Source organism: Streptomyces sp. NPDC058470 (genome assembly GCF_042721055.1).
GTDB lineage: Bacteria > Actinomycetota > Actinomycetes > Streptomycetales > Streptomycetaceae > Streptomyces.
The window spans coordinates 1-18765 of record NZ_JBHXMF010000015.1 but is presented as its reverse complement, the minus strand read 5'-3'; the positions used below and the strand labels follow the sequence as shown (position 1 = coordinate 18765).

24 protein-coding genes and 1 tRNA gene are annotated in these 18765 nt (G+C 69.1%); 20 read left to right on the top strand and 5 right to left on the bottom strand.

The window, feature by feature from the left end; translation table 11 throughout:
- Positions 1-362 precede the first annotated feature (362 nt).
- The 6 genes from ispD to ACFWP7_RS13300 all read left to right on the top strand — a co-directional run bounded on the left by ispD (position 363) and on the right by ACFWP7_RS13300 (position 6449).
- Entirely contained in the window at positions 363-1115 is a 753-nt protein-coding gene (gene ispD / locus ACFWP7_RS13325) for a 2-C-methyl-D-erythritol 4-phosphate cytidylyltransferase (protein ID WP_384380681.1), read from the top strand.
- Positions 1105-1617, top strand: coding sequence for a 2-C-methyl-D-erythritol 2,4-cyclodiphosphate synthase (ispF, locus tag ACFWP7_RS13320; protein ID WP_384380678.1), 513 nt, complete (start codon positions 1105-1107; stop codon positions 1615-1617). The genes ispD and ispF overlap by 11 nt, the downstream gene beginning before the upstream one ends.
- A 188-nt stretch (positions 1618-1805) precedes the next feature.
- Positions 1806-3206 carry a cysteine--tRNA ligase gene (cysS, locus tag ACFWP7_RS13315; RefSeq protein ID WP_384380675.1) on the top strand — a complete coding sequence of 467 codons (1401 nt, stop codon included), beginning with the start codon at positions 1806-1808 and terminating at the stop codon, positions 3204-3206.
- Between the two features lie 120 nt (positions 3207-3326).
- Positions 3327-4268, top strand: coding sequence for a 23S rRNA (guanosine(2251)-2'-O)-methyltransferase RlmB (gene rlmB / locus ACFWP7_RS13310; RefSeq protein WP_384380672.1), 942 nt, complete (start codon positions 3327-3329; stop codon positions 4266-4268).
- A 293-nt stretch (positions 4269-4561) separates the two neighbouring features.
- Positions 4562-6262, top strand: coding sequence for a DoxX family protein (locus ACFWP7_RS13305; protein ID WP_384380669.1), 1701 nt, complete (start codon positions 4562-4564; stop codon positions 6260-6262).
- Between the two features lie 49 nt (positions 6263-6311).
- Positions 6312-6449, top strand: coding sequence for a hypothetical protein (locus ACFWP7_RS13300; RefSeq protein WP_384380667.1), 138 nt, complete (start codon positions 6312-6314; stop codon positions 6447-6449).
- On the opposite strand, the gene ACFWP7_RS13295 is transcribed toward ACFWP7_RS13300, so the two are convergent.
- From ACFWP7_RS13295 to ACFWP7_RS13285, 3 genes are all read right to left on the bottom strand, one after another.
- The gene (locus ACFWP7_RS13295) at positions 6409-7140 is read right to left on the bottom strand and encodes an NDP-sugar synthase (protein WP_384380664.1); all 732 of its coding nucleotides are present in this window, start codon (positions 7138-7140) and stop codon (positions 6409-6411) included. The two genes, ACFWP7_RS13300 and ACFWP7_RS13295, sit on opposite strands and share 41 nt — an antisense overlap.
- 139 nt (positions 7141-7279) lie before the next feature.
- The gene (locus ACFWP7_RS13290) at positions 7280-7738 is read right to left on the bottom strand and encodes a hypothetical protein (protein WP_384380661.1); all 459 of its coding nucleotides are present in this window, start codon (positions 7736-7738) and stop codon (positions 7280-7282) included.
- Between the two features lie 228 nt (positions 7739-7966).
- Positions 7967-9103, bottom strand: a complete 1137-nt coding sequence (locus ACFWP7_RS13285) for an ABC transporter ATP-binding protein (RefSeq protein ID WP_384380658.1) — start codon at positions 9101-9103, stop codon at positions 7967-7969.
- Positions 9104-9400: 297 nt separating this feature from the next.
- Here ACFWP7_RS13285 and ACFWP7_RS13280 point away from each other — a divergent pair.
- Positions 9401-9474: transfer RNA gene (locus ACFWP7_RS13280), tRNA-Thr, on the top strand.
- On the opposite strand, the gene ACFWP7_RS13275 is transcribed toward ACFWP7_RS13280, so the two are convergent.
- Entirely contained in the window at positions 9474-11090 is a 1617-nt protein-coding gene (locus tag ACFWP7_RS13275; protein ID WP_384380655.1) for a tyrosine-type recombinase/integrase, read from the bottom strand. The genes ACFWP7_RS13280 and ACFWP7_RS13275 overlap by 1 nt on opposite strands.
- 25 nt (positions 11091-11115) lie before the next feature.
- Positions 11116-12063 (bottom strand): helix-turn-helix domain-containing protein, encoded by a 948-nt coding sequence (locus tag ACFWP7_RS13270; protein ID WP_384380652.1) that lies wholly within the window; start codon positions 12061-12063, stop codon positions 11116-11118.
- Between the two features lie 175 nt (positions 12064-12238).
- Between ACFWP7_RS13270 and ACFWP7_RS13265 the strand changes: the two genes are divergently transcribed.
- From ACFWP7_RS13265 to ACFWP7_RS13205, 13 genes are all read left to right on the top strand, one after another.
- Complete coding sequence (locus ACFWP7_RS13265) at positions 12239-12442, top strand: helix-turn-helix transcriptional regulator (RefSeq protein WP_384380649.1); 204 nt, start codon at positions 12239-12241, stop codon at positions 12440-12442.
- Positions 12439-12762, top strand: a complete 324-nt coding sequence (locus tag ACFWP7_RS13260; RefSeq protein ID WP_384380646.1) for a DNA-binding protein — start codon at positions 12439-12441, stop codon at positions 12760-12762. Before ACFWP7_RS13265 ends, ACFWP7_RS13260 begins: the two co-directional genes overlap by 4 nt.
- Before the next feature lie 17 nt (positions 12763-12779).
- On the top strand, positions 12780-13466 hold the full coding sequence (locus ACFWP7_RS13255; RefSeq protein ID WP_384380644.1) for a DUF6907 domain-containing protein: 687 nt from the start codon (positions 12780-12782) through the stop codon (positions 13464-13466).
- The gene (locus ACFWP7_RS13250) at positions 13463-13708 is read left to right on the top strand and encodes a hypothetical protein (RefSeq protein ID WP_384380641.1); all 246 of its coding nucleotides are present in this window, start codon (positions 13463-13465) and stop codon (positions 13706-13708) included. Before ACFWP7_RS13255 ends, ACFWP7_RS13250 begins: the two co-directional genes overlap by 4 nt.
- A complete protein-coding gene (locus ACFWP7_RS13245; RefSeq protein ID WP_384380638.1) occupies positions 13705-13962 on the top strand; it encodes a hypothetical protein in 258 nt (85 codons plus the stop codon). Before ACFWP7_RS13250 ends, ACFWP7_RS13245 begins: the two co-directional genes overlap by 4 nt.
- A gap of 82 nt (positions 13963-14044) precedes the next feature.
- On the top strand, positions 14045-14905 hold the full coding sequence (locus tag ACFWP7_RS13240) for a toprim domain-containing protein (protein WP_384380635.1): 861 nt from the start codon (positions 14045-14047) through the stop codon (positions 14903-14905).
- Complete coding sequence (locus tag ACFWP7_RS13235) at positions 14902-16506, top strand: YfjI family protein (RefSeq protein ID WP_384380632.1); 1605 nt, start codon at positions 14902-14904, stop codon at positions 16504-16506. Before ACFWP7_RS13240 ends, ACFWP7_RS13235 begins: the two co-directional genes overlap by 4 nt.
- Before the next feature lie 151 nt (positions 16507-16657).
- Positions 16658-17050 (top strand): hypothetical protein, encoded by a 393-nt coding sequence (locus tag ACFWP7_RS13230; RefSeq protein WP_384380629.1) that lies wholly within the window; start codon positions 16658-16660, stop codon positions 17048-17050.
- Complete coding sequence (locus ACFWP7_RS13225) at positions 17047-17262, top strand: hypothetical protein (protein WP_384380626.1); 216 nt, start codon at positions 17047-17049, stop codon at positions 17260-17262. Before ACFWP7_RS13230 ends, ACFWP7_RS13225 begins: the two co-directional genes overlap by 4 nt.
- Positions 17259-17540 (top strand): hypothetical protein, encoded by a 282-nt coding sequence (locus tag ACFWP7_RS13220; RefSeq protein ID WP_384380623.1) that lies wholly within the window; start codon positions 17259-17261, stop codon positions 17538-17540. The genes ACFWP7_RS13225 and ACFWP7_RS13220 overlap by 4 nt, the downstream gene beginning before the upstream one ends.
- Positions 17541-17640: 100 nt before the next feature.
- Positions 17641-18162, top strand: a complete 522-nt coding sequence (locus tag ACFWP7_RS13215; protein WP_384380620.1) for a single-stranded DNA-binding protein — start codon at positions 17641-17643, stop codon at positions 18160-18162.
- 17 nt (positions 18163-18179) lie between these two features.
- A complete protein-coding gene (locus ACFWP7_RS13210) occupies positions 18180-18347 on the top strand; it encodes a hypothetical protein (RefSeq protein WP_384380617.1) in 168 nt (55 codons plus the stop codon).
- Complete coding sequence (locus tag ACFWP7_RS13205) at positions 18344-18733, top strand: hypothetical protein (RefSeq protein ID WP_384380614.1); 390 nt, start codon at positions 18344-18346, stop codon at positions 18731-18733. The genes ACFWP7_RS13210 and ACFWP7_RS13205 overlap by 4 nt, the downstream gene beginning before the upstream one ends.
- The last annotated feature ends 32 nt before the right edge of the window (positions 18734-18765 follow it).

Here is an 18765-nt window from a genome sequence, read left to right as displayed (position 1 = left end):
CGCCGAGACGGCTGTCGTCTTGACGTACGCATAAGCCTGCGCAGTGCAATTGAGATGCGTGCAATGAATGCCGCGGTGCCCGATGACGCATTAGCTGTCGCCGGGCGCTGCGGCATGTTCATGCCCGCACCCACTCTTGGTCGTGTTCATACCCGCACCCAGTTCGGGAAGCGGTACTGCCCGGTGCCAGAATTGCGATGGCCCCGCACACCTGCTTGGTGCCTGCCTACCTGCGTGCTCCGAACCCGGGCAGCTGCCTCGACCGGATGTCACGGAAGGGGTCCGGTCAAGGTTTCGCTCGAGCAGCGGGTACGACCAGGCCATACCCACCTCGGCCGAGCACACAAACCTGACAGGAACCGATGTCTGACGATTCGCGTCTCTCGCCTCCGGGAGCACGTACCGCCGCCGTGATTCCCGCCGCCGGCCGGGGCGTGCGCCTCGGTCCGGGAGCCCCCAAGGCGCTCCGCGCGCTGAACGGCACACCGATGCTCGTCCACGCGGTCCGTGCGATGGCCGCGTCCCGTGCCGTCTCGCTGGTCGTCGTCGTGGCCCCGCCGGACGGCGCCGCCGAGGTGAAGACCCTGCTCGATGCGCACGCCCTGCCCGAGCGGACCGACTTCCTCGTCGTCCCCGGCGGGGAAAGCCGTCAGGAGTCCGTGAAGTACGGCCTGGACGCGCTGCCTCCCGGCATCGACATCGTCCTCGTGCACGACGCGGCCCGCCCGCTCGTGCCCGTCGACACCGTGGACACGGTCATCGAGGCCGTACGGGACGGCGCCCCCGCCGTCGTACCGGCTCTGCCGCTCGCCGACACCGTCAAGGAGGTCGAGCCCGCGACCGTTCCGGGCGCGCCCGAGCCTGTCGTGGCCACGCCCGAGCGGGCGCGGCTGCGGGCCGTGCAGACTCCGCAGGGGTTCGACCGCGCCACCCTGGTACGGGCCCACGACACCGTCACCGACGATGTGACCGACGACGCGAGCATGGTCGAGCAGCTCGGGCTGCGGGTGGTGGTCGTGCCCGGGCACGAGGAGGCGTTCAAGGTGACGCGGCCGCTGGATCTGGTGCTGGCGGAGGCGGTTCTCGCGAGGCGGAGGGCCAACGATGGGTTCTGAGGGGTCTGAGAAGTTCGGGGCTCCCGTGTTGCCCCAGGTCGGAATCGGTACCGACATCCACGCCTTCGAGGACGGGCGTGAGCTGTGGTGCGCCGGGTTGCTCTGGGAGGGGGAGGGGCCCGGGCTCGCGGGGCACTCCGACGCGGACGTCGTCGCACACGCCGCGTGCAACGCGCTGTTCTCCGCCGCCGGGCTCGGGGACCTCGGTGCCCACTTCGGTACCGGGCGGCCGGAGTGGTCCGGGGCGTCGGGCGTGACGCTTCTTACGGAGGCTGCCCGGATCGTCCGAGCGGCGGGGTTCGTCATCGGGAACGTCGCCGTGCAGGTGGTCGGGGACCGGCCGAAGATCGGCAAGCGGCGGGACGAGGCGCAGAAGGTTCTGTCGGATGCGGTGGGAGCGCCGGTGTCGGTCTCCGGAGCCACGACCGACGGGCTCGGGTTCCCGGGGCGGGGGGAGGGGCTGATGGCGGTGGCTACGGCGTTGGTGGTGCGGGGCGGTTGAAGGCGGGTTCGTTTCGCCCCCTCCGCCCCTACCCGTCCCTTGTCCCTGGGGGCTGCCGCTCCTGGATCCCTGCTGTCGGCCTGAACGGCCTCGTCCTCAAACGCCGGACGGGCTGAGATGTCACGAATACGTGCCCCATGGCCAGGAAGGGTCGCGGGGCACTACCCACCGCCCACTACCCTGGAGTGGTGACGATTCGCCTGTACGACACCAGCGCCCGGCAGATCCGTGACTTCAATCCGCTCGTCGCGGGCTGTGTCTCGATCTACCTCTGTGGTGCCACCGTGCAGGCCGCACCGCACATCGGGCACATCCGCTCGGGCCTCAACTTCGACATCATGCGCCGCTGGTTCGAGTACCGCGGCTATGACGTGACGTTCATCCGGAACGTCACGGACATCGACGACAAGATCATCACGAAGTCGGCCGAGCAGGGCCGCCCCTGGTGGTCGATCGGCTACGAGAACGAGCGCGCCTTCAACGACGGCTATGACGTGCTCGGCTGCCTGCCGCCCACGTACGAGCCGCGCGCCACCGGGCACATCACCGAGATGGTCGAGATGATGCGCGGCCTCATCGAGCGAGGGCACGCGTACGAGGCGGACGGGAACGTCTACTTCGACGTGCGGTCGTACGACGGGTATCTGGAGCTGTCCAACCAGGAACTGGACAATCTCCAACAGCCGTCCGGTGTCGGCGAGACCGGCAAGCGCGACCCGCGTGACTTCGCCATGTGGAAGACCGCCAAGCCCGGCGAGCCGACGTGGGAGACGCCCTGGGGGCGGGGCCGGCCCGGCTGGCACCTGGAGTGCAGCGCGATGGCGCACAAGTACCTGGGCCCCGCCTTCGACATCCACGGCGGCGGGCTCGACCTGATCTTCCCGCACCACGAGAACGAGATCGCGCAGGCCAAGGCGTTCGGCGACGAGTTCGCCAAGTACTGGGTGCACAACGCCTGGGTCACCATGAGCGGCGAGAAGATGTCGAAGTCCCTCGGGAACTCGGTGCTCGTGAGCGAGATGGTGAAGAACTGGCGGCCCATCGTGCTGCGCTACTACCTCGGCACCCCGCACTACCGCTCGATGATCGAGTACAGCGAAGAGGCCCTGCGCGAGGCCGAGTCGGCGTTCGCGCGCATCGAGGGCTTCGTACAGCGGGTGGTGGAGAAGGCGGGGGGCGTTGTCGAGCCCGCCGCCGAGGTCCCGCCCGCCTTCGCCGAGGCGATGGACGACGACCTGGGCGTGCCCCAGGCGCTCGCCATCGTGCACACGACGGTCAGGCAGGGCAACAGCGCGCTGGCCGCCGACGACAAGGAAGCCGCCGTCGCACGTCTCGCCGAGGTGCGGGCCATGCTCGGTGTCCTCGGGCTCGACCCGATCGACCCGCACTGGGCCGGTGAGGGAGAGCGCGGCGAAGATCTGCACGGCGTCGTCGACACCCTCGTACGCCTGGTGCTCCAGCAGCGCGAGGCGGCGCGCGGCCGCAAGGACTGGGCCACCGCCGACGCGATCCGCGACCAGCTCAACCAGTCGGGGCTCGTCATCGAGGACGGTCCGCAGGGGCCGCGCTGGACGCTCGGGCCGCGCTGAGGGCCCCCGGCCGACCCCGTCGACCTTGATCGATTGTGCCGCTCGGGCCTCCGGGCGGCACACTGCATATACGTATGTACGCACGCTTCACGCTTTCCAATGAGCAGAGACAGGTAGGTCATGGCCGCTAACAACCGCCGCATGTCCGGCAAGAAGGGCGCGCAGGTCGGCAGTGGCGGCCAGCGACGCCGGGGTCTGGAAGGCAAGGGCCCGACCCCGCCCGCCGAGGCGCGCAAGGGTCACAAGAAGAACCGCGTCGTCAACGCCAAGGCGAAGCAGGCCGTACGCCGTCCCGCGGCGCGCGGCCGTGGTGGCAAGGGCACGTCCGAGATGGTCGTCGGGCGCAACCCCGTCGTGGAGGCGCTGCGCGAGGGCGTCCCCGCGGTGACGCTGTACGTGCAGCAGTTCATCGACAACGACGAGCGGGTGCGCGAGGCGCTCCAGCTGGTCGCGGACCGCGGTGGCGTCCACCTCATGGAGGCGCCGCGCCCCGAGCTGGACCGGATGACCAACGGCCTCAACCACCAGGGTCTCGTCCTCCAGGTCCCGCCGTACGAGTACGCACACCCCGAGGACCTCTCGTCCGCCGCGTACGACGCCGGCCAGGACCCGCTGATCGTCGCCCTCGACGGTGTGACGGACCCCCGGAACCTGGGCGCCATCGTCCGCTCCGCCACCGCCTTCGGGGGCCACGGCGTGGTCGTGCCCGAGCGGCGCGCGGCCGGCATGACCGCCGGCGCCTGGAAGTCGTCCGCCGGCACCGCGGCCCGTACCCCCGTCGCCCGCGTCACCAACCTGACGCGCGCCCTGGAGGCGTACAAGAAGGCGGGCATCGCCGTCGTCGGTCTCGCCGCCGACGGCGAGGTCGAGGTCGGCGAGCTGGCGGCCCTGGGCGGTCCCGTCGTCATCGTCGTCGGCAGCGAGGGCAAGGGGCTGTCCCGGCTCGTCGGGGAAACCTGCGACTTCCGGGTGCGGATTCCGATGCCGGGTGGCGCGGAGTCGCTGAACGCCGGTGTCGCGGCCGGTGTTGTCCTGTATGAGGCGGCTCGGCGTCGGGCGTGACGCCGACGGACGGAGTCCGGCGCAGGCGCTCGAAGCGGTGAAGCATGCGACGGCGGCAGCGGGATGGGTCCTGTGGCCACCGGGTGCGGATTCCGACGCCCGGTAGGAGCAGGTCGCTGAATGCCGGTGTCGCGGCGGGAGTTGTGCGCTACGAAGGGGCACGGCGACGCGCCTGAACACCTGTCCGGGTAGTCACCCCCGTGGGGTAATCACGATGCTCCGGATGCCCTTGACGGGGTCCGGACACATCGGCGAGGTCAAAGCAGTGTCCTAAACACATGTCACTCGGTTAGATGAGTGTGGACACCAGAACACCCCGCACACCCACGGGGGACCTCTCGTCGGGATTCGACGACGCTCCCGCGCTGAGCATGGTGAAGGTGCCGAGCGATCCGGCGCAGGTCATCGTCAATCATGCGAGCTTCCGCGTGCAGCTAGGCGCCCCGCCGCGGACCCAATCCCCGCGCATCGCGCGGCACTTGAGTTCCACCGACGACACCGCGCGCATCCCCGTCGTCGGTGCCGCGGGCAGAGCGGGCGCGGCCGGTGGGGCCACCGCCGCCGGCGCCCGCCGCCGCGCGCCCGTCGTCTGGAGCGGGAAGTCCGCGCCGGACGACACCGGCGCGCACCGCCTGCTTCAGGCCGTACGGAGCACGAGCGTGGGCCACGGCGCCCCCGACCCGGCGGCCGACGCCGGAGCGACTCAGGTCATCCCGCGCATCGACGAACACCATGAACACGACGAGTACGACGGCAACATGACCGTCGAGACCGTCGAGACGCCCATCGTCGGCAGCCAGCGCAGTCACGACACCGGCGGCACCCGCCTACTGCCGAACATGCGCACCGTGGGCAGCGCGTACGACGAACCCGGCTACGCGGACGACGAGTTCGAGGACGACTCCCGCTTCCGGGACGACGCCCGCTTCGACGACGGCGACGCCCCCACCAGGCGGCACGGCGCCGACCCGGTGCGGCACGCGTACTACCCCGGCCGCCGGATGAACCTCGGCGTCGTCCTCCTCCCGCTGCGCGTCTTCCTCGGCTTCATCTCGGTCTACGCCGGCATGGGCAAGCTCTGCGACCCCGTCTACTTCGACGGCGGCGAGCGCGGCTCCATGGTCAAGTGGCTCAACACCCTGCACCCCTGGGAAGTCGCCGAGCCACTGCGCCAGTTCGCGCTCCAGCACCCCGTCGGCGCCGGGCTCGTGATCGCCTTCCTCCAGGTCATCGTGGGCGTCCTCACGGTGCTCGGCCTGTGGCAGCGGGTCGCCGCAGTCGTCGGCGCGCTGCTGTCGGCCGCGCTCCTGCTCACCGTCAGCTGGAAGACGGTGCCCGCCTACGACGCGCCCGACATCATCTACCTCGCCGCCTGGTCCCCGCTGATCATCGCGGGCGCCCCGGTCTACTCCGTCGACGGACGTCTCGCCGGCGAGGCCTGGCGCACGCTCGGGCCGCGCGCCGAGATCTGGGAGCTGCGCCGACGGGTGCTGCGCAGGGGCGCGCTCATCGCGGCCATCGCCGTCGGCGTCACCCTGCTCGTCGGCTCGCTCCTGGGCGGCGCCGTCCGCGACGCCGACCGCATCGTCGTCCCGGGCCCCGGCGAGGCCCCGCGCAACGAACTGCCCGGCTCCCCGCTCCCCGAGACGCCCGGCAAGCGCAGCGACAAGCCCTCCCCGTCGGCCTCCGAGGCGCCCACCCAGGGCGCCTCCTCGGCCCCGCCGGAGGCAGCGGCCGGCACGCCGGGCGCCGCCCGCGACACCGGCACGGGCACCGCCAGCAGCGGCCCCAGCCAGACCCAGGGCAGCGGTGGCGGGCAGGCCCCGCCCCAGCAGTCCTCACCGGCCCACCAGGCCCCGACCACCAGCGCGGGCCCGACGTCCAGCGGAGGTACGTCGGGCGGCTCCACGGGCGGCTCCGGCTCGACGGGCGGCGGCTCCGACAGCGGAGGCTCCACCGGCCAGCCGGGCCTGGTGGGCGGCCTCCTGGGGTAATTCCCTTCGGACGGTACGAGGATGGGGCCCCGCACGTGTCATGTGTCATGTGCGGGGCCCCATCGACGTACACCCGGAGGACTGGCTCGACGAGGACTGGCTCGACGAGGACTGGCTCGACGAGGACTGGCTCGACGAGGAGTGGCTCAGCGCCCCAGCGCGGCAAGCTCCTTCGCCGCCTCCGTGAGGTCCTTCGCGGTGTCGATGGCGCGCCAGTAGGCGCCCTGGGGGAGGGAGAAGCCGGCCAGGCGGCGTTCGCGGGCCAGGTGCGGGAACGTGGTGCGCTCGTGGTCGCCGCGCTCCGGGAGCAGATCGGCGAACTCGGCCGAGAAGACGTACACGCCCGCGTTGATCTCGTACTGCGTCGGCGGGGACTCGATGAAGTCCGTGATGCGCCCGAAGCCGTCCGTCTTGACGGCGCCCCACGGGATGCGCGGACGGGCCAGCGCGAGGGTCGCGACGGCGTCGCGCTCGGTGTGGAAGTCCGCCATGTCGCGCAGCGAGAAACGGGTCCAGATGTCGCCGTTCGTCGCGAACCAGGGCCGGTCCGGGTGAGGGAGGCGTGCGGCGGCGTACTTGAGGCCGCCACCGCGGCCGAGGGGCTCCGACTCGACGACCGTCGTGACGTTGACCGGGAGGTCGGCGGAGTCCAGCCACTTCTGCAGGACATCCGCGAGGTGGCCGCAGCTGATGACCACGTCGGTCACGCCCTCTTCGGCGAGCCAGGTCAGCTGATGGCCGATGATCGGAGTCCCGGTGCCGGGGATCTCGACCATCGGCTTGGGCCGGTCGTCGGTGTAGGGACGCAGCCGGGAGCCCTGGCCGCCGGCCAGGACAACAGCTTGAACGGGGCGCGACGCGGCGTTCGGATCGGTCATGCCCGAACTGTACGTGGCGCCCCGCTCGCGGCTTTGGTCAGCAACCGTTCCGTAACCAGCCGTACTTGGACAGTCGTCCTCGGGTCGTTCGCGGGTCGTTTCCAGGTCGTTCTCGGATAGTCCTCGGGTACTCCTCTGGTCAGAAGTGCGTGGCCGCGACCCCCGAGGCGAAGGACGTGTCGCAGACCGGTCGCGCGAACGACTGGGCACGCGTCGGGCCGTACGCACGGACCGCTGCGCGGCCCAGTGCGCGGGCGATGGAGACGCAGTGCTCGGCGAGCGAGGGGCGTTCGTTCACCGCCTCCTGGAGGTGGGTGAGGGCGACGCCGGGGTTCTCCTCCTGCAGCTCCAGGAGGAGCTTGTCGCGCAGGATGTCCTGTGGGGTGCGGGACACAGCGCGGGTGGAGACATCCGCGGAGGACGCTTCGGCCGCGGTGAGCACCGAGTTCGAGGTGGTCCCCGACCAGTTGACTCGGGTGACCGCGAGGGTCCCGGAGAGAACCAGGACGACAGGCAGAACGAGGGCGAGGGTGCGGCCGACCCGACGGGCGGGGCCACGGCCACGCCGGGTCCGTTGGTTAGTGGTGGAGTGCTTCACGCGAGTGAGGGTAGCGCGGGGTGATGATTTGGCGACATTTAGTCACCGGTTCGGGGGACGGGGAAGCGGCGAATTCGCGGTGGCACGTTGACGTACACGTATCGAAATGACCGGTCTGCCGGGGTATTTGTCGACATGAAAGAGGGCCCCGCAGCCTGCTGCGGGGCCCTCTTCGTCAACTTGGGTGAATTCACCCCGTACGGGGGTGTTGAACGGCTGCGGCTTGCCTCAGTCGGAGAGGCGCTCGCCCGTGGAGGTCGAGAACACGTGGAGCTCGCCCGGGCGCGGCACGACGTGCAGCGTGGAGCCCTTGTCCGGGACCGCGCGGCCGCTGACGCGGACGACCAGGTCCGTGAGGTTGTCGTCGACCTTCGCGCTGCCGTAGACGTAGCCGTCGGCGCCGAGCTCCTCGACGACGTTCACGGAGACGGCCAGGCCGGCCGGGGCGTCCTCGGTGTCCTTCGACAGCGACTTGGCGGCCTCGCCGTCGTGCTCGACGATGTCGAAGTGCTCGGGGCGGACGCCGACGGTGACCGTGCGGTCGCCCTTGTCGGCCGCGGCGGACAGCGCCTCGCGGCTGACCGGCACCACGCTGTTGCCGAACTTCACGCCGCCGTCGGTGATCGGGACCTCGACGAGGTTCATGGCGGGGGAGCCGATGAAGCCGGCGACGAAGAGGTTCTTCGGGCGGTCGTACATGTTGCGCGGCGAGTCGACCTGCTGGAGCAGACCGTCCTTGAGTACGGCCACACGGTCGCCCATGGTCATGGCCTCGACCTGGTCGTGGGTGACGTACACGGTGGTGATGCCGAGGCGGCGCTGCAGCGACGCGATCTGCGTACGGGTGGAGACACGGAGCTTGGCGTCGAGGTTCGACAGCGGCTCGTCCATGAGGAACACCTGGGGCTCACGCACGATGGCGCGACCCATGGCCACACGCTGACGCTGACCGCCGGAGAGGGCCTTCGGCTTGCGCGCGAGGTAGTCCGTGAGGTCGAGGATCTTCGCCGCGTCCTCGACCTTCTGGCGGATCTCGGCCTTGTTGACGCCGGCGATCTTGAGCGCGAAGCCCATGTTGTCGGCGACCGTCATGTGCGGGTAGAGCGCGTAGTTCTGGAACACCATGGCGATGTCCCGGTCCTTGGGCGGCAGATGCGTGACATCGCGGTCACCGATGTGGATCGAGCCGCCGTTGACGTCCTCAAGACCCGCGAGCATGCGCAGGGAGGTGGACTTTCCGCAGCCCGAGGGGCCGACGAGGACGAGGAACTCGCCGTCCGCGACATCGAGCTCAAGCTGGTCGACGGCGGGCTTGTCGCCACCCGGGTAGATGCGGGTCGCTTTGTTGAACGAGACAGTGGCCATGGTGAGGGCCCCCTTCTACCGGCAGGAACGTGCCGGACGATCCGTTGTGGAAGGTGGTGGACCACTACGGGGCGCTGTGAACGCGTCGAACGCATCGAGTGTGCCGAGCGCGTCGAACGTTCCATAGTGGTGTAGTCCACATGAGTGAACTGGGTCAGGACGCTACCCCGCGTTCACCGGATCTGTCAGTACTCGCGCGCCGATGAAGTTCAAGGAAATTTCCGGCAGGCCCCGCCTGTGACGTGGGTACACTGCACGGGCGCGCCTGCCCGTTCCGCCGGACACAGACGCGTCCAGGCCTCCTTAGCTCAGCTGGCCAGAGCAACGCACTTGTAATGCGTAGGTCGTCGGTTCGAATCCGACAGGGGGCTCAACTAGAGGGCAGGTCAGGGGAGGTTTCGCCCCCGTCCTGCCCTTCGTCATCGGGCCCCTGCGTGAGCGATGCGTGAGCGGCAGTGTCAGAGACCGGCTTCCGAGCGCGGGGGACAGCCGCCGCCGACTTCTCCGCGAGGTCCTCCTCGTACTCCTCGAACAACTCCATGTACGTGTCCGACGTCAAGCTGATCGTCGAGTGGCGGAGCTTCGCCTTCGCGTCGTGGATGTCGCCGCCGCCGGCCTTCACCAGGGCAGCCGCCCCGTGCCTCAAGTCCCGCAAGTTGATGGGCGGCAGGTCTGCGGCGGCGACGATCTCACGGAACCCGTCGCTGACCATCTCCGGGTGCAGCCACGTCCCGTCCTCCTGCACGAAGATCTTCCCTGTGTCCGTCCATGGCAGCCGCTTCTCCACCCGGGCGGCCCGCTCGGCAGCCTGCCGCTCGCGGTGCGCCAGAAGGACAGTCACCGTCTCCCGGTCCAGCTTCACGGCCGCCGCCGACCCGTCCGTCTTCGGGTCCGTCTCGATGGGTGTCCACCCGTCCGTCACGATCTCCTTCGCCACCGCGATCGTGCGGACCTCCCAGTCGACGTTCACCCAGTCCTGGCCCACCCCCTCACCGCGGCGCAGTCCGTGGTGCGCGACCAGGTGGTAGAAGGCGTACAGCCGATGCGGCTCGGCCGCATCCAGGAACGCACCCAACTGGGCCGGCGTCCACACCATGACCGGGCCCGGCTTCACCCCGGTCTCACGCCAGCGCGCCACCCTCTCCGCCGTCCACAGCATCCCCTTCGGCCGCTTCGCCGAGCCGATGTCGACGTGGGCCGCCGGGTTGAAGGTGATGTACTGCCGGCCGATCGCGAAGTTGAGCGCGGTCCGCAGGGCCCGGCGGATGTCGTGCTTCGTTGCGTGCCCGGTGATCCGGCGGAACGGCGGCATGTCCGCCAGCACGGCCCGCTCTTCGGCCAGCCGCCGCGCCTCCGCAGCCGGCGGCCGGGACCGCCTGCCCCACGTGGCTTTCGCGGCCTGCTCGCGCCGCGCCTCGTTCTCGGCACGGATCACTTCGTTGCGGTCGTCGATGCCGTCGAAGAAGTCCTGCACATGCCCGACGTTGAGGCGGTCCAGGCGGTGGTGGCCGACGCCGTCGCGCAGGTGGTAGTTGACCCGCGACCTGTACCCGTTCACGGTCGTCGCCCGGCGCGACTTGCCCTTGGCCTCCAGCCACTCGTCGAGCAGGGCCGCCACGGTCATCACGTCCGTCAGCTTCAGCCCGGTACGGAACCGGCGGCGCGTCTCCTCGATGCCAGGCAGTGGCGCCTTCTTGTTCTTGGAGACCTCTTCGAGCAGGTCGCCGATCCGGACCTGGCCCTCGGCGTCGTCGCCGTCAGGCAGGTCGAGCAGGCCGCGCACCTTGTCGAGGTCGGCCTGCGCGTCCTTGGCCGTGTCGTAGCCGGAGCGGGAGAACGAACGGCGGGTGCCGTCCTGCCGGTTGGGGAGCTCCTGACGCACCGCCCACACACCATGCCGCCTGGACGACAACTGCGGGCAGGCCTTGCCCAGTGCCCTGCCATCCTCGCCGCGGCAGTAACAGCGGCGGTACGTAGAACCCTTCACGTTAACCGTCCCTCGACTAGATCAATTAGCGGCCAAGGCGGAACTTACGCTTTCGGTGTACACCCCTGGCTGCGGGGGTGTCATCAAAATCGACTTCCCGATCGGGATGCCTTACTCGCATAGCCTTCTCCCGCCACTCCGCAAAGGCCTCGTCAGTGCCAAGCGATTGGTCCAACTCCTCGTAGACGTCCACCACCTCATTCCAGCGCCGGTCAATCTCTGCCTGAATCTCTTCGATCAGCTCGCGCGTCACGTGGCCACGCGCGCTTTGCAGAGCGCGTTTTGTCTCATAAGTTCCCCTGGCCGCCGTTCGCGCATCTCTCTCATCGCCGATGTTGCGACCCCACATGCCCAATGCAAACGCTTGAATCAACTGCCTCTTCGGCTTGAATCCATCCGGCATCGTGATGCGCTCAGCTACCCGACTCGCGACCTCCATGCCCACGGTAAGGCCAGCCCACGGCGTATCAGCCCTGTTGGGCCAGAGCTCTCGGAACATCACTTCGTACACCACGACAGACTTGGCAATTTCCCGTTGAAGCTCCGGACTGTCGGAGCTTTGGTGTTCAACTCCACCAAGCAGGACGGTCTCCTCCTCTTCGAGGGCAACCGCATCTTCGGGGATTTTCTCTGGCCGAGCTGTGGGCGCCAGCAGCGAAAAGACGTGAGACGGGATCTGGCTGGCGGACATCCAAAGATTCTCATTGATCATTACGCGAGTATCTGGGGGGATCAGTGGCTGATCCCACCCGCCTAGTTTCTTGATCATAGAGGGAATGAGTAGTAGCTCGTTGATTGATAGATCCCTATTGCCCGCCTCCAGGGCAGCGACACTACTGCGCCCCCAGGCGAAGCCGTATTTGCGTGCCTCGTCCGCTAGATCCTCTTGCCGGATCCCGCGGCTCTCCCGGAACTTGCGCACACTCTCGCCCACCACTTCCGATAGTGGCCGTGCCTTTTCATCAGTTGCCATAGCTTCACGGTAAGCGGTCTGGAGCGTTGGGCGCCAGACGCCCCAGGCGGGATCTGGACAGGTTGCAGCGTCCAGCTTCTGACGCTTGACACTGTCGAGGCGCGTGTTGCAGGGTGTGCAGCGTCCAGTACAAAACTCTGCAGGACGGCAAGTGATGCGAACTCAGGAACATGCTGTGGCTGCACCGTCGGGCAAGCGCTGCGACCACTCGTGGGTCTCTGTCGATGACTTGGCCGACGAGCTGAAGATCCCGAAGTCCACGATCTACGGCTGGAAGACCCGCGGTGTGGGTCCTCGGTGGACGCGGGTGGGGAAACACCTGAGGGCTCGCCGCGTCGAGGTTGACGCGTGGCTCGACGGCCTCGGCGCCGTCGCATGACCGCCCCGGCCCTCACCATCGCCGAGATCCTCGACCAGCCCGCGCTCGTCCCTCTGTGGCCGATCGTCGGCCAGGCCCTGGGTCTGGCAGAGAGCACCACGTATCAGCTCGCGGCCCAAGGCCGCCTGCCCATCGAGGTCATTCCGCTCGGGCGACGACGGGTCGCCCGGACCGTAGACCTCCACCGCTTCCTCGGGCTCGTCCCGCAGGAGAACGGCGCCGGTCCCAGGTCTCAGCTGGGATCGCTCGCCGGAAACGACGAAGAGGCCGGGTCTCAGCCGGCCTCTCCTGTCGAGCAATCCGCACCTACCGCTAAGTAATGGAACGGAACACGCTCATGAACAGAGTATCCGCGGCGCCGACGGCGACGCCGACTCCGGTAGAGCAGAGCATCAGCGCCACCTTCCACATCGAGGTCATGAACGATCTCGAAACCGGCCAGCCCATGCTGCTCGGCAGCAGCGACACCAACCTCGGCGACCTTCAGGTGGTCACCGCGGCGCAGGTCGTCGCCAAGGCCGCCGAACAGCACCGAGTGATCACCGAGGCTGTTCGCCTCGCCGTCGACTTCGAGGCCGCCACCCGTAAGTCCTCCGCACCGAAGACCCCGAGCTGGACTGTCGCGGACCGCGGCACCGGGATGCCGCTCAACGTCACCTGCATGAGCGGCTGCAGCGGCTTCCATCTGGAGGCGGCTGCGGGTACGGCCCCGGCAGCAGAAATCTGGTGCACCCAGTTCGACACGGCCAACACCACCGAGCTGGTCATCGGCTGTGGAAGCGACAAGGGCACGGACTGGGCCACGCTCAGCGTGCAGATCAGTTCCTTCCCGGTTCACCCGGACCCGGCCAAGCGGATCCCGCATGCCGCCGTCGAGGTGACCGAGGACCACTACATCGAGGATCTCGACCCCGACGGTCTCGCCGCCGTGATCGACGCGATCGAGCGCCGCGCCGCCGAGATGCGCGTCCGACACGCGGAGCTGGTACGCATCCGCGCCGCCTACCAGGCGGCCCAGGCGTGAGCGACCAGACCAACGCTTCGACGCCCGGGGGTGTAGCTACACCCGACACCCCCGGGCGCCCGGCCTACAAGGAATGTCGCCACTGGATCGGCCCTGAGCGTCGCCACTGCAAGGAGATCGACGGCGTCCGGCTGTACGTCACCGGCCACCGCTGCCCGACCCACACCCCGGCCGCCCTGCAGGGCAAGCCCGAGACCCCGCCTGGCCCCGGCTGGCCCATCTTCCGCACGGAGGAGCCGTGACCAAGCACCGCACCGGCCAGTGGCCCGTGGCCGAGCCTGCCGACCTCGACGCGGTCGAGGAGTCGAACCAGGGCGAGCTGTACACGCAGCGCGCGGCCGAGATCGCTCTGCGCGAGCTGGTCATGGACAGCATCAAGCACGCGCTGCGACAGCAGCCGACAGCGAGCTGCGTCCTGAGCGCGACCCGGCGGTTGTGCAGCGACATCACCGCCGCCGGCGACGAGATCGCGAAGGGGCTGCGGGGCGGCGGCTAACCGACGGGCGGGCGCCGTAGGGGATGACGGCGCCCGCCCGCCACACGAACCACTGATCCAGCTCGTAGAAGAGAGCACGTTCGTGACCGACACCATCGCCTTCAACCGGCTGGCCGATCTCCTCACCGGCATGGGCGAACCCACGCGCTACCAGGGCGGCGCCCTCCGCACCCGCGGCATCTGCCACGACGGCACCTCCCCGGGCACCGTCGCGATCCGGCGCGGCAGCAACGGCGGCGTCGTCATCCACTGCCACAAATGCAACGACAACCGCGGCTTCCTCGACGCCATCGGCTGGACCGAACGCGACCTGTTCGACGAGCCCCTCGAACTCCAGCGCGACCGGCCCGCAGACGACACGTGGATCCCCTGCCGCGAACGCGGACACAAGCGGGTCGCCCAGTACCTGTACCGCGACGAGAACGGGACCACCGTCCACGGCGTCACCAGGTGCGACCACAAGTGCTTCGCCCAGTGGCGACCCGACGACAGCACCAAGTCAGGACGCCGCTGGAGCCTCAACGACAAGGACGGCAAGCGGCTCGTCAGGGTCGTACCGTTCCGCCTCCCCGAGTTGCTCAAAGCCAAGATCGAGGACCGGGTCGCGTTCATCTGCGAGGGCGAGAAAGATGCCCTGGCCCTCATCGACCACGGGCTCGTCGCCACCTGCAACGCGGGCGGCTCGGGCAAGTGGACGGCCGAACATGCCCGGCACCTCGAAGGCATGGACGTCACCGTTGTCGCAGACCGCGACGACAAGGGACGCGACCACGCCGTCGTCGTCGTCGACACGCTGCGCGGTATCGCCCGCTCCATCTATGTCGTCCAAGCCCTCGCAGGCAAGGACGCCGCCGACCACTTCGCAGCCGGGCACACCGACTCGGAGTTCAACCAGGTGTGGGCGCCCGTCCCGTACCCCGGAGACCCGGCGGTGTCGGCATGAGCAGCGCGCCCAACTGGGCCCCGAACGTCGAGTCACCGTCCTGGGACAAGGGCGTCCACGCGGAAGACCTCAGGGGCTGGGAGGAGCCCGTACCGCTCGACCCACCCCCGGCCCCAGCGCTGAACGCGTCCAAGCTGCGAGGCGTCGGCGTCATGGCGCAGGCCGTGTCCGACAGCTTGCAGGTGCCCGTCGACCTACCCGCCTGGCTCGGCATGGCAGTCGTCTCAACCGCCATCGGCGGGCGCCGCACCGTCAGCCCCAAGCCGGACTGGGTCGAGCCCGTGACCCTCTACACGATGCCCGTCGCCGCGCCCGGCGAGATGAAGTCACCCGCCCTCGGTCTCATGGCCAAGCCGATCTTCGAGGAGCAGAAGCGGCGCCGCCTGGAGGACAGCTCGGCCGTGGCAAGGGACCAGCAGGACCGGCGCATCGCCGAGGCCTGCGTCTCAGACGCCGAGGCCAAGGTCATCAAGGCAGGCGACCCCACCAAGCGGAAGTCCATGCGGGCCCTGCTGGACGCCGCCCGCGACGACCTCGAATCCCTCGGCGAACCCAAGGTGTTCACGCAGCTCATCGCCGACGACACCACCCCCGAGGCGGCCACCGACGTCATCGCCGAGCAGGGCGAGCGTCTCGCCGTACTGTCCACCGAGAGCTCGTTCCTGGGCAACGTCGGCGGCCGGTACAGCAAGAACGCCAACCCCGAGATCGTGCTGAAGGCGTGGAGTCAGGAGCCCCACGCGGTCAACCGCAAGAGCGGCCGGCCGCTACTGCTGGAGCGCCCCAACCTGTCCCTCGGCCTGGCCGTACAACCCGGCTTCCTCACCGGCATGGGCGAGACCGGCGACGTCTTCGAAGCACGCGGGCTGATGGCCCGCTTCATCTTCTCCATGCCCGTCAGCCGGGTTGGAGACCGCGTGTACGACACCGACCCCATCCCGCCCGAGACCAGCCAGGCATGGGGCGCGCGGGTCGAAACGATGATGGCCGCGATCTGGGACAACGACGAGCCGCAGGAGATGCAGCTCGACCGCAAGGCGAAGGAATCGTTCCGCTCGTTCTGGGAAGCGCTGGAGCCCCGGCACAAGTCGCACGGCGACCTCGCCGCCATCGAGGGCTGGGCAAAGAAGCTGCCCGGCCAAGTCCTGCGCATCGCCGCGGTCCTGACCCTGTTCGAGAACCCGGAGGCGCTGATCGTGCCGGGCGAAGTGATGGACGACGCCGTATCGCTCGTCCCGTACCTGATCGCGCACGCCCGACTGGTGTCCGACCTGATGTCGGCCGAGCGCCAGTCGAAGCTCGGACCCGCACGGGCAGTGCTCGCCTGGCTGCGCCTCAAGGAAGTCGCGGGCCGCTTCTCCGCCGGAGATGTCGAGAAGGGCGTGCGCGGCCAGGCCTGGTGCACGGAGATGGCGGACGTCGACGACGCGCTGGACGTGCTCGTGCGAGCGGGATGGGTCCGCCAGATCGATCCGCCGGAGCGCAAGGACGGGCAGAAGGGCCGCCCGCAGAAGCGCCGGTTCGTGACCCACCCGGACGTGACGAGCAGGACCGAGAGCCGGGTTATCTCCATTAATTCCATGCCTCGGGGTGCTGCTTGAGAGGCCCCGGCATTACTTCCAGAACTCCCCGTAAGCCTATTTCTAACTAATTATTACTCTGCGTAACCAAGAGCCAACCCCAGGGTCACCACTAGTAAGCCCATCCCTCACCTCGAACGTCCCCATCGCATGGAATTAATGGAGGAAAGCCATGATCTCCGCCGCCGGCTACGAAGCCAGCTACCGCCACGAGAACAACGGGCAGTCACACTTCACCACCATGCCCGTGATCGCCTGGCGCGACGACGGCGCCGCCCTCGTCGCCGACATGAAGACGGGCCGTCTCCGTGACGCCGACGGCTGGGCCAACTTTGCCGGCCTCCGCAAAGCTGACGTACCGATCATCGGCGTCATCCCGGGCGAAGGGTGGCGCGCCGAGGTCAAGACCGACACCGGGGACACCGACTCCCGCCCCATCCTCGCCTGGACGCTCGACGCCGAGGGGACATGCACTCCGCTCGTCGCAGACTCCGACGGCTACACCGAGGACGCCACTGGCGGCGTGAACTTCATCCGCGTCTACCAGCCGGGCGAGATGCCGTGAACGTCAACGACATAGTCGCCGCCAAGATCGCCGCCGCCCGCGCCCGAGCCGAGGAGACCAAGCGCCGGCGCGCAGCCCTCAACGCCGCCCGGCAACGCGGCCTCGCCCACCGCCACGCACAGAAGCTCCGCAACCTTTCCGCCCGCACGACGGACGGAACTGCGACTCCGACCGACGGAGCCGCAAACGACACCACCGAGGAGAACTCATGAAGCTCAGCATCGGCAGCACCGTCAACATGACCCCCGCCCCCAACGGCGTGTGGTCCGCCGTGTTCCAGCTCGCCCCCGACTCCGACATCGAGCTCTGCCCGGTCATCGGCTGGGCCACCGTCGTCGTCGCCCACCTCAAGGACGGCACGGTGAGCACTGAGGTGAAGCCGGCGTTCGTCTGGGGCGACATGGTCTGGACGGAGAACGAGCTGCGCGAGCACTCGCCCGAGCTGACGGCCTTCGACATCCGCCGCCTCTCGGACCACATCCCCGCCTGACCCGCACAACAGCGGCCGGGCCCGCAGGAATCGGGCCCGGCCACCCGCCCAGCATCCCAGGTGTTCCAAATGGAACACCTCGCCCAAGAAGGAGGCCTCCGTGTCCGGAGAGACCGTCATCACGATCGTCGGCAACCTGGTCGACGACCCCGAGCTCCGCTTCACCCCCGCCGGGGCCGCCGTCGCGAAGTTCCGCATCGCCTCCACACCCCGGATCTTCGACAAGCAGACCAACGAGTGGCGCGACGGCGAGAGCCTGTTCCTCACCTGCTCGGTGTGGCGGCAGGCCGCCGAGAACGCCGCCGAGTCCCTCGCCCGCGGCACACGGGTCATCGTCCAGGGCCGGCTGAAGCAGCGGTCATACGAGGACCGCGAGCAGGTCAAGCGCACGGTCTACGAGATCGACGTCGACGAGGTCGGGCCCACCCTCGCCCGCGCCACAGCCAAGGTCGTCAAGAACCCGAGCGGTAGCGGGCAGTCGCAGGGGTCTAAGGAATCCACAGACCCTTGGGCCGAAGCCAAGCCCGCACCGGCAGCTCCCGGCCAGTCCACCGGCGGCGGGTGGTCAACCACCCCGCCCGCACCGGCCACCGCCGGACACCCCGAGCAGCCCCCGTTCTGACCTGAAGGGACACGACCATGAGCGAGAACGACATCCAACTGCTCGCCCTCGGGGCCACGCTCGGCGTGTACCTGATGCTCGCCTTCCAGATCGCCTTCGGGATCCTCGACGACCAGCGCGACCGCAAAGTCATCCGCGCCGCCGAGGCCAGCCTTGAGGCCGCACAGCAGACGGCCGACGCGTGACCGCCAGCTGCGGCCTGTGCGACCGCGACCTGCCCGACGGGTACCTGTGCCACGGCTGCACCCTGGGCGCAGCCCGCACCCTCGACCGCATGCCGCGGCTGTACGGAGCGCTTGCCGCGTTCCTGCAGCCCGGCGGGCGGCGCCCCGAGCTCGGCCGCACCCGCCCCATCGAAGCGCCCCTGCCGCTCTCCGAGCCTGCGTTCAATCTGCGCGGCCCCGGGGGCATGGTGAGCGTCTTGGAGGATTGGAGGAGTGCCCTTCAGTCCGATCGTGGCTGGGGTGAGCCCGTCATCGCCGGCACCACCGAGCGCCGCGTCGTCGTCGCGGCCCGCGCGCTCGGCATGAGCCTGGAATGGGTGGCGTCTAGGGCGTGTTTGAAATATTGATCACTAGAGCGCCCGAAGCCTCGATCGGGGCT

What these genes read in the sequence shown, in the direction of transcription:
- ispD (WP_384380681.1), top strand. Translation starts at nt 363, where the DNA reads ATGTCTGACGATTCGCGTCTCTCGCCTCCGGGAGCACGTACCGCCGCC.
- ispF (WP_384380678.1), top strand. Translation starts at nt 1,105, where the DNA reads ATGGGTTCTGAGGGGTCTGAGAAGTTCGGGGCTCCCGTGTTGCCCCAG.
- rlmB (WP_384380672.1), top strand. Translation starts at nt 3,327, where the DNA reads ATGGCCGCTAACAACCGCCGCATGTCCGGCAAGAAGGGCGCGCAGGTC.
- ACFWP7_RS13305 (WP_384380669.1), top strand. Translation starts at nt 4,562, where the DNA reads ATGAGTGTGGACACCAGAACACCCCGCACACCCACGGGGGACCTCTCG.
- ACFWP7_RS13295 (WP_384380664.1), bottom strand. Translation starts at nt 7,140, where the DNA reads ATGACCGATCCGAACGCCGCGTCGCGCCCCGTTCAAGCTGTTGTCCTG.
- ACFWP7_RS13285 (WP_384380658.1), bottom strand. Translation starts at nt 9,103, where the DNA reads ATGGCCACTGTCTCGTTCAACAAAGCGACCCGCATCTACCCGGGTGGC.
- ACFWP7_RS13270 (WP_384380652.1), bottom strand. Translation starts at nt 12,063, where the DNA reads ATGGCAACTGATGAAAAGGCACGGCCACTATCGGAAGTGGTGGGCGAG.
- ACFWP7_RS13260 (WP_384380646.1), top strand. Translation starts at nt 12,439, where the DNA reads ATGACCGCCCCGGCCCTCACCATCGCCGAGATCCTCGACCAGCCCGCG.
- ACFWP7_RS13255 (WP_384380644.1), top strand. Translation starts at nt 12,780, where the DNA reads ATGAACAGAGTATCCGCGGCGCCGACGGCGACGCCGACTCCGGTAGAG.
- ACFWP7_RS13235 (WP_384380632.1), top strand. Translation starts at nt 14,902, where the DNA reads ATGAGCAGCGCGCCCAACTGGGCCCCGAACGTCGAGTCACCGTCCTGG.
- ACFWP7_RS13230 (WP_384380629.1), top strand. Translation starts at nt 16,658, where the DNA reads ATGATCTCCGCCGCCGGCTACGAAGCCAGCTACCGCCACGAGAACAAC.
- ACFWP7_RS13220 (WP_384380623.1), top strand. Translation starts at nt 17,259, where the DNA reads ATGAAGCTCAGCATCGGCAGCACCGTCAACATGACCCCCGCCCCCAAC.
- ACFWP7_RS13210 (WP_384380617.1), top strand. Translation starts at nt 18,180, where the DNA reads ATGAGCGAGAACGACATCCAACTGCTCGCCCTCGGGGCCACGCTCGGC.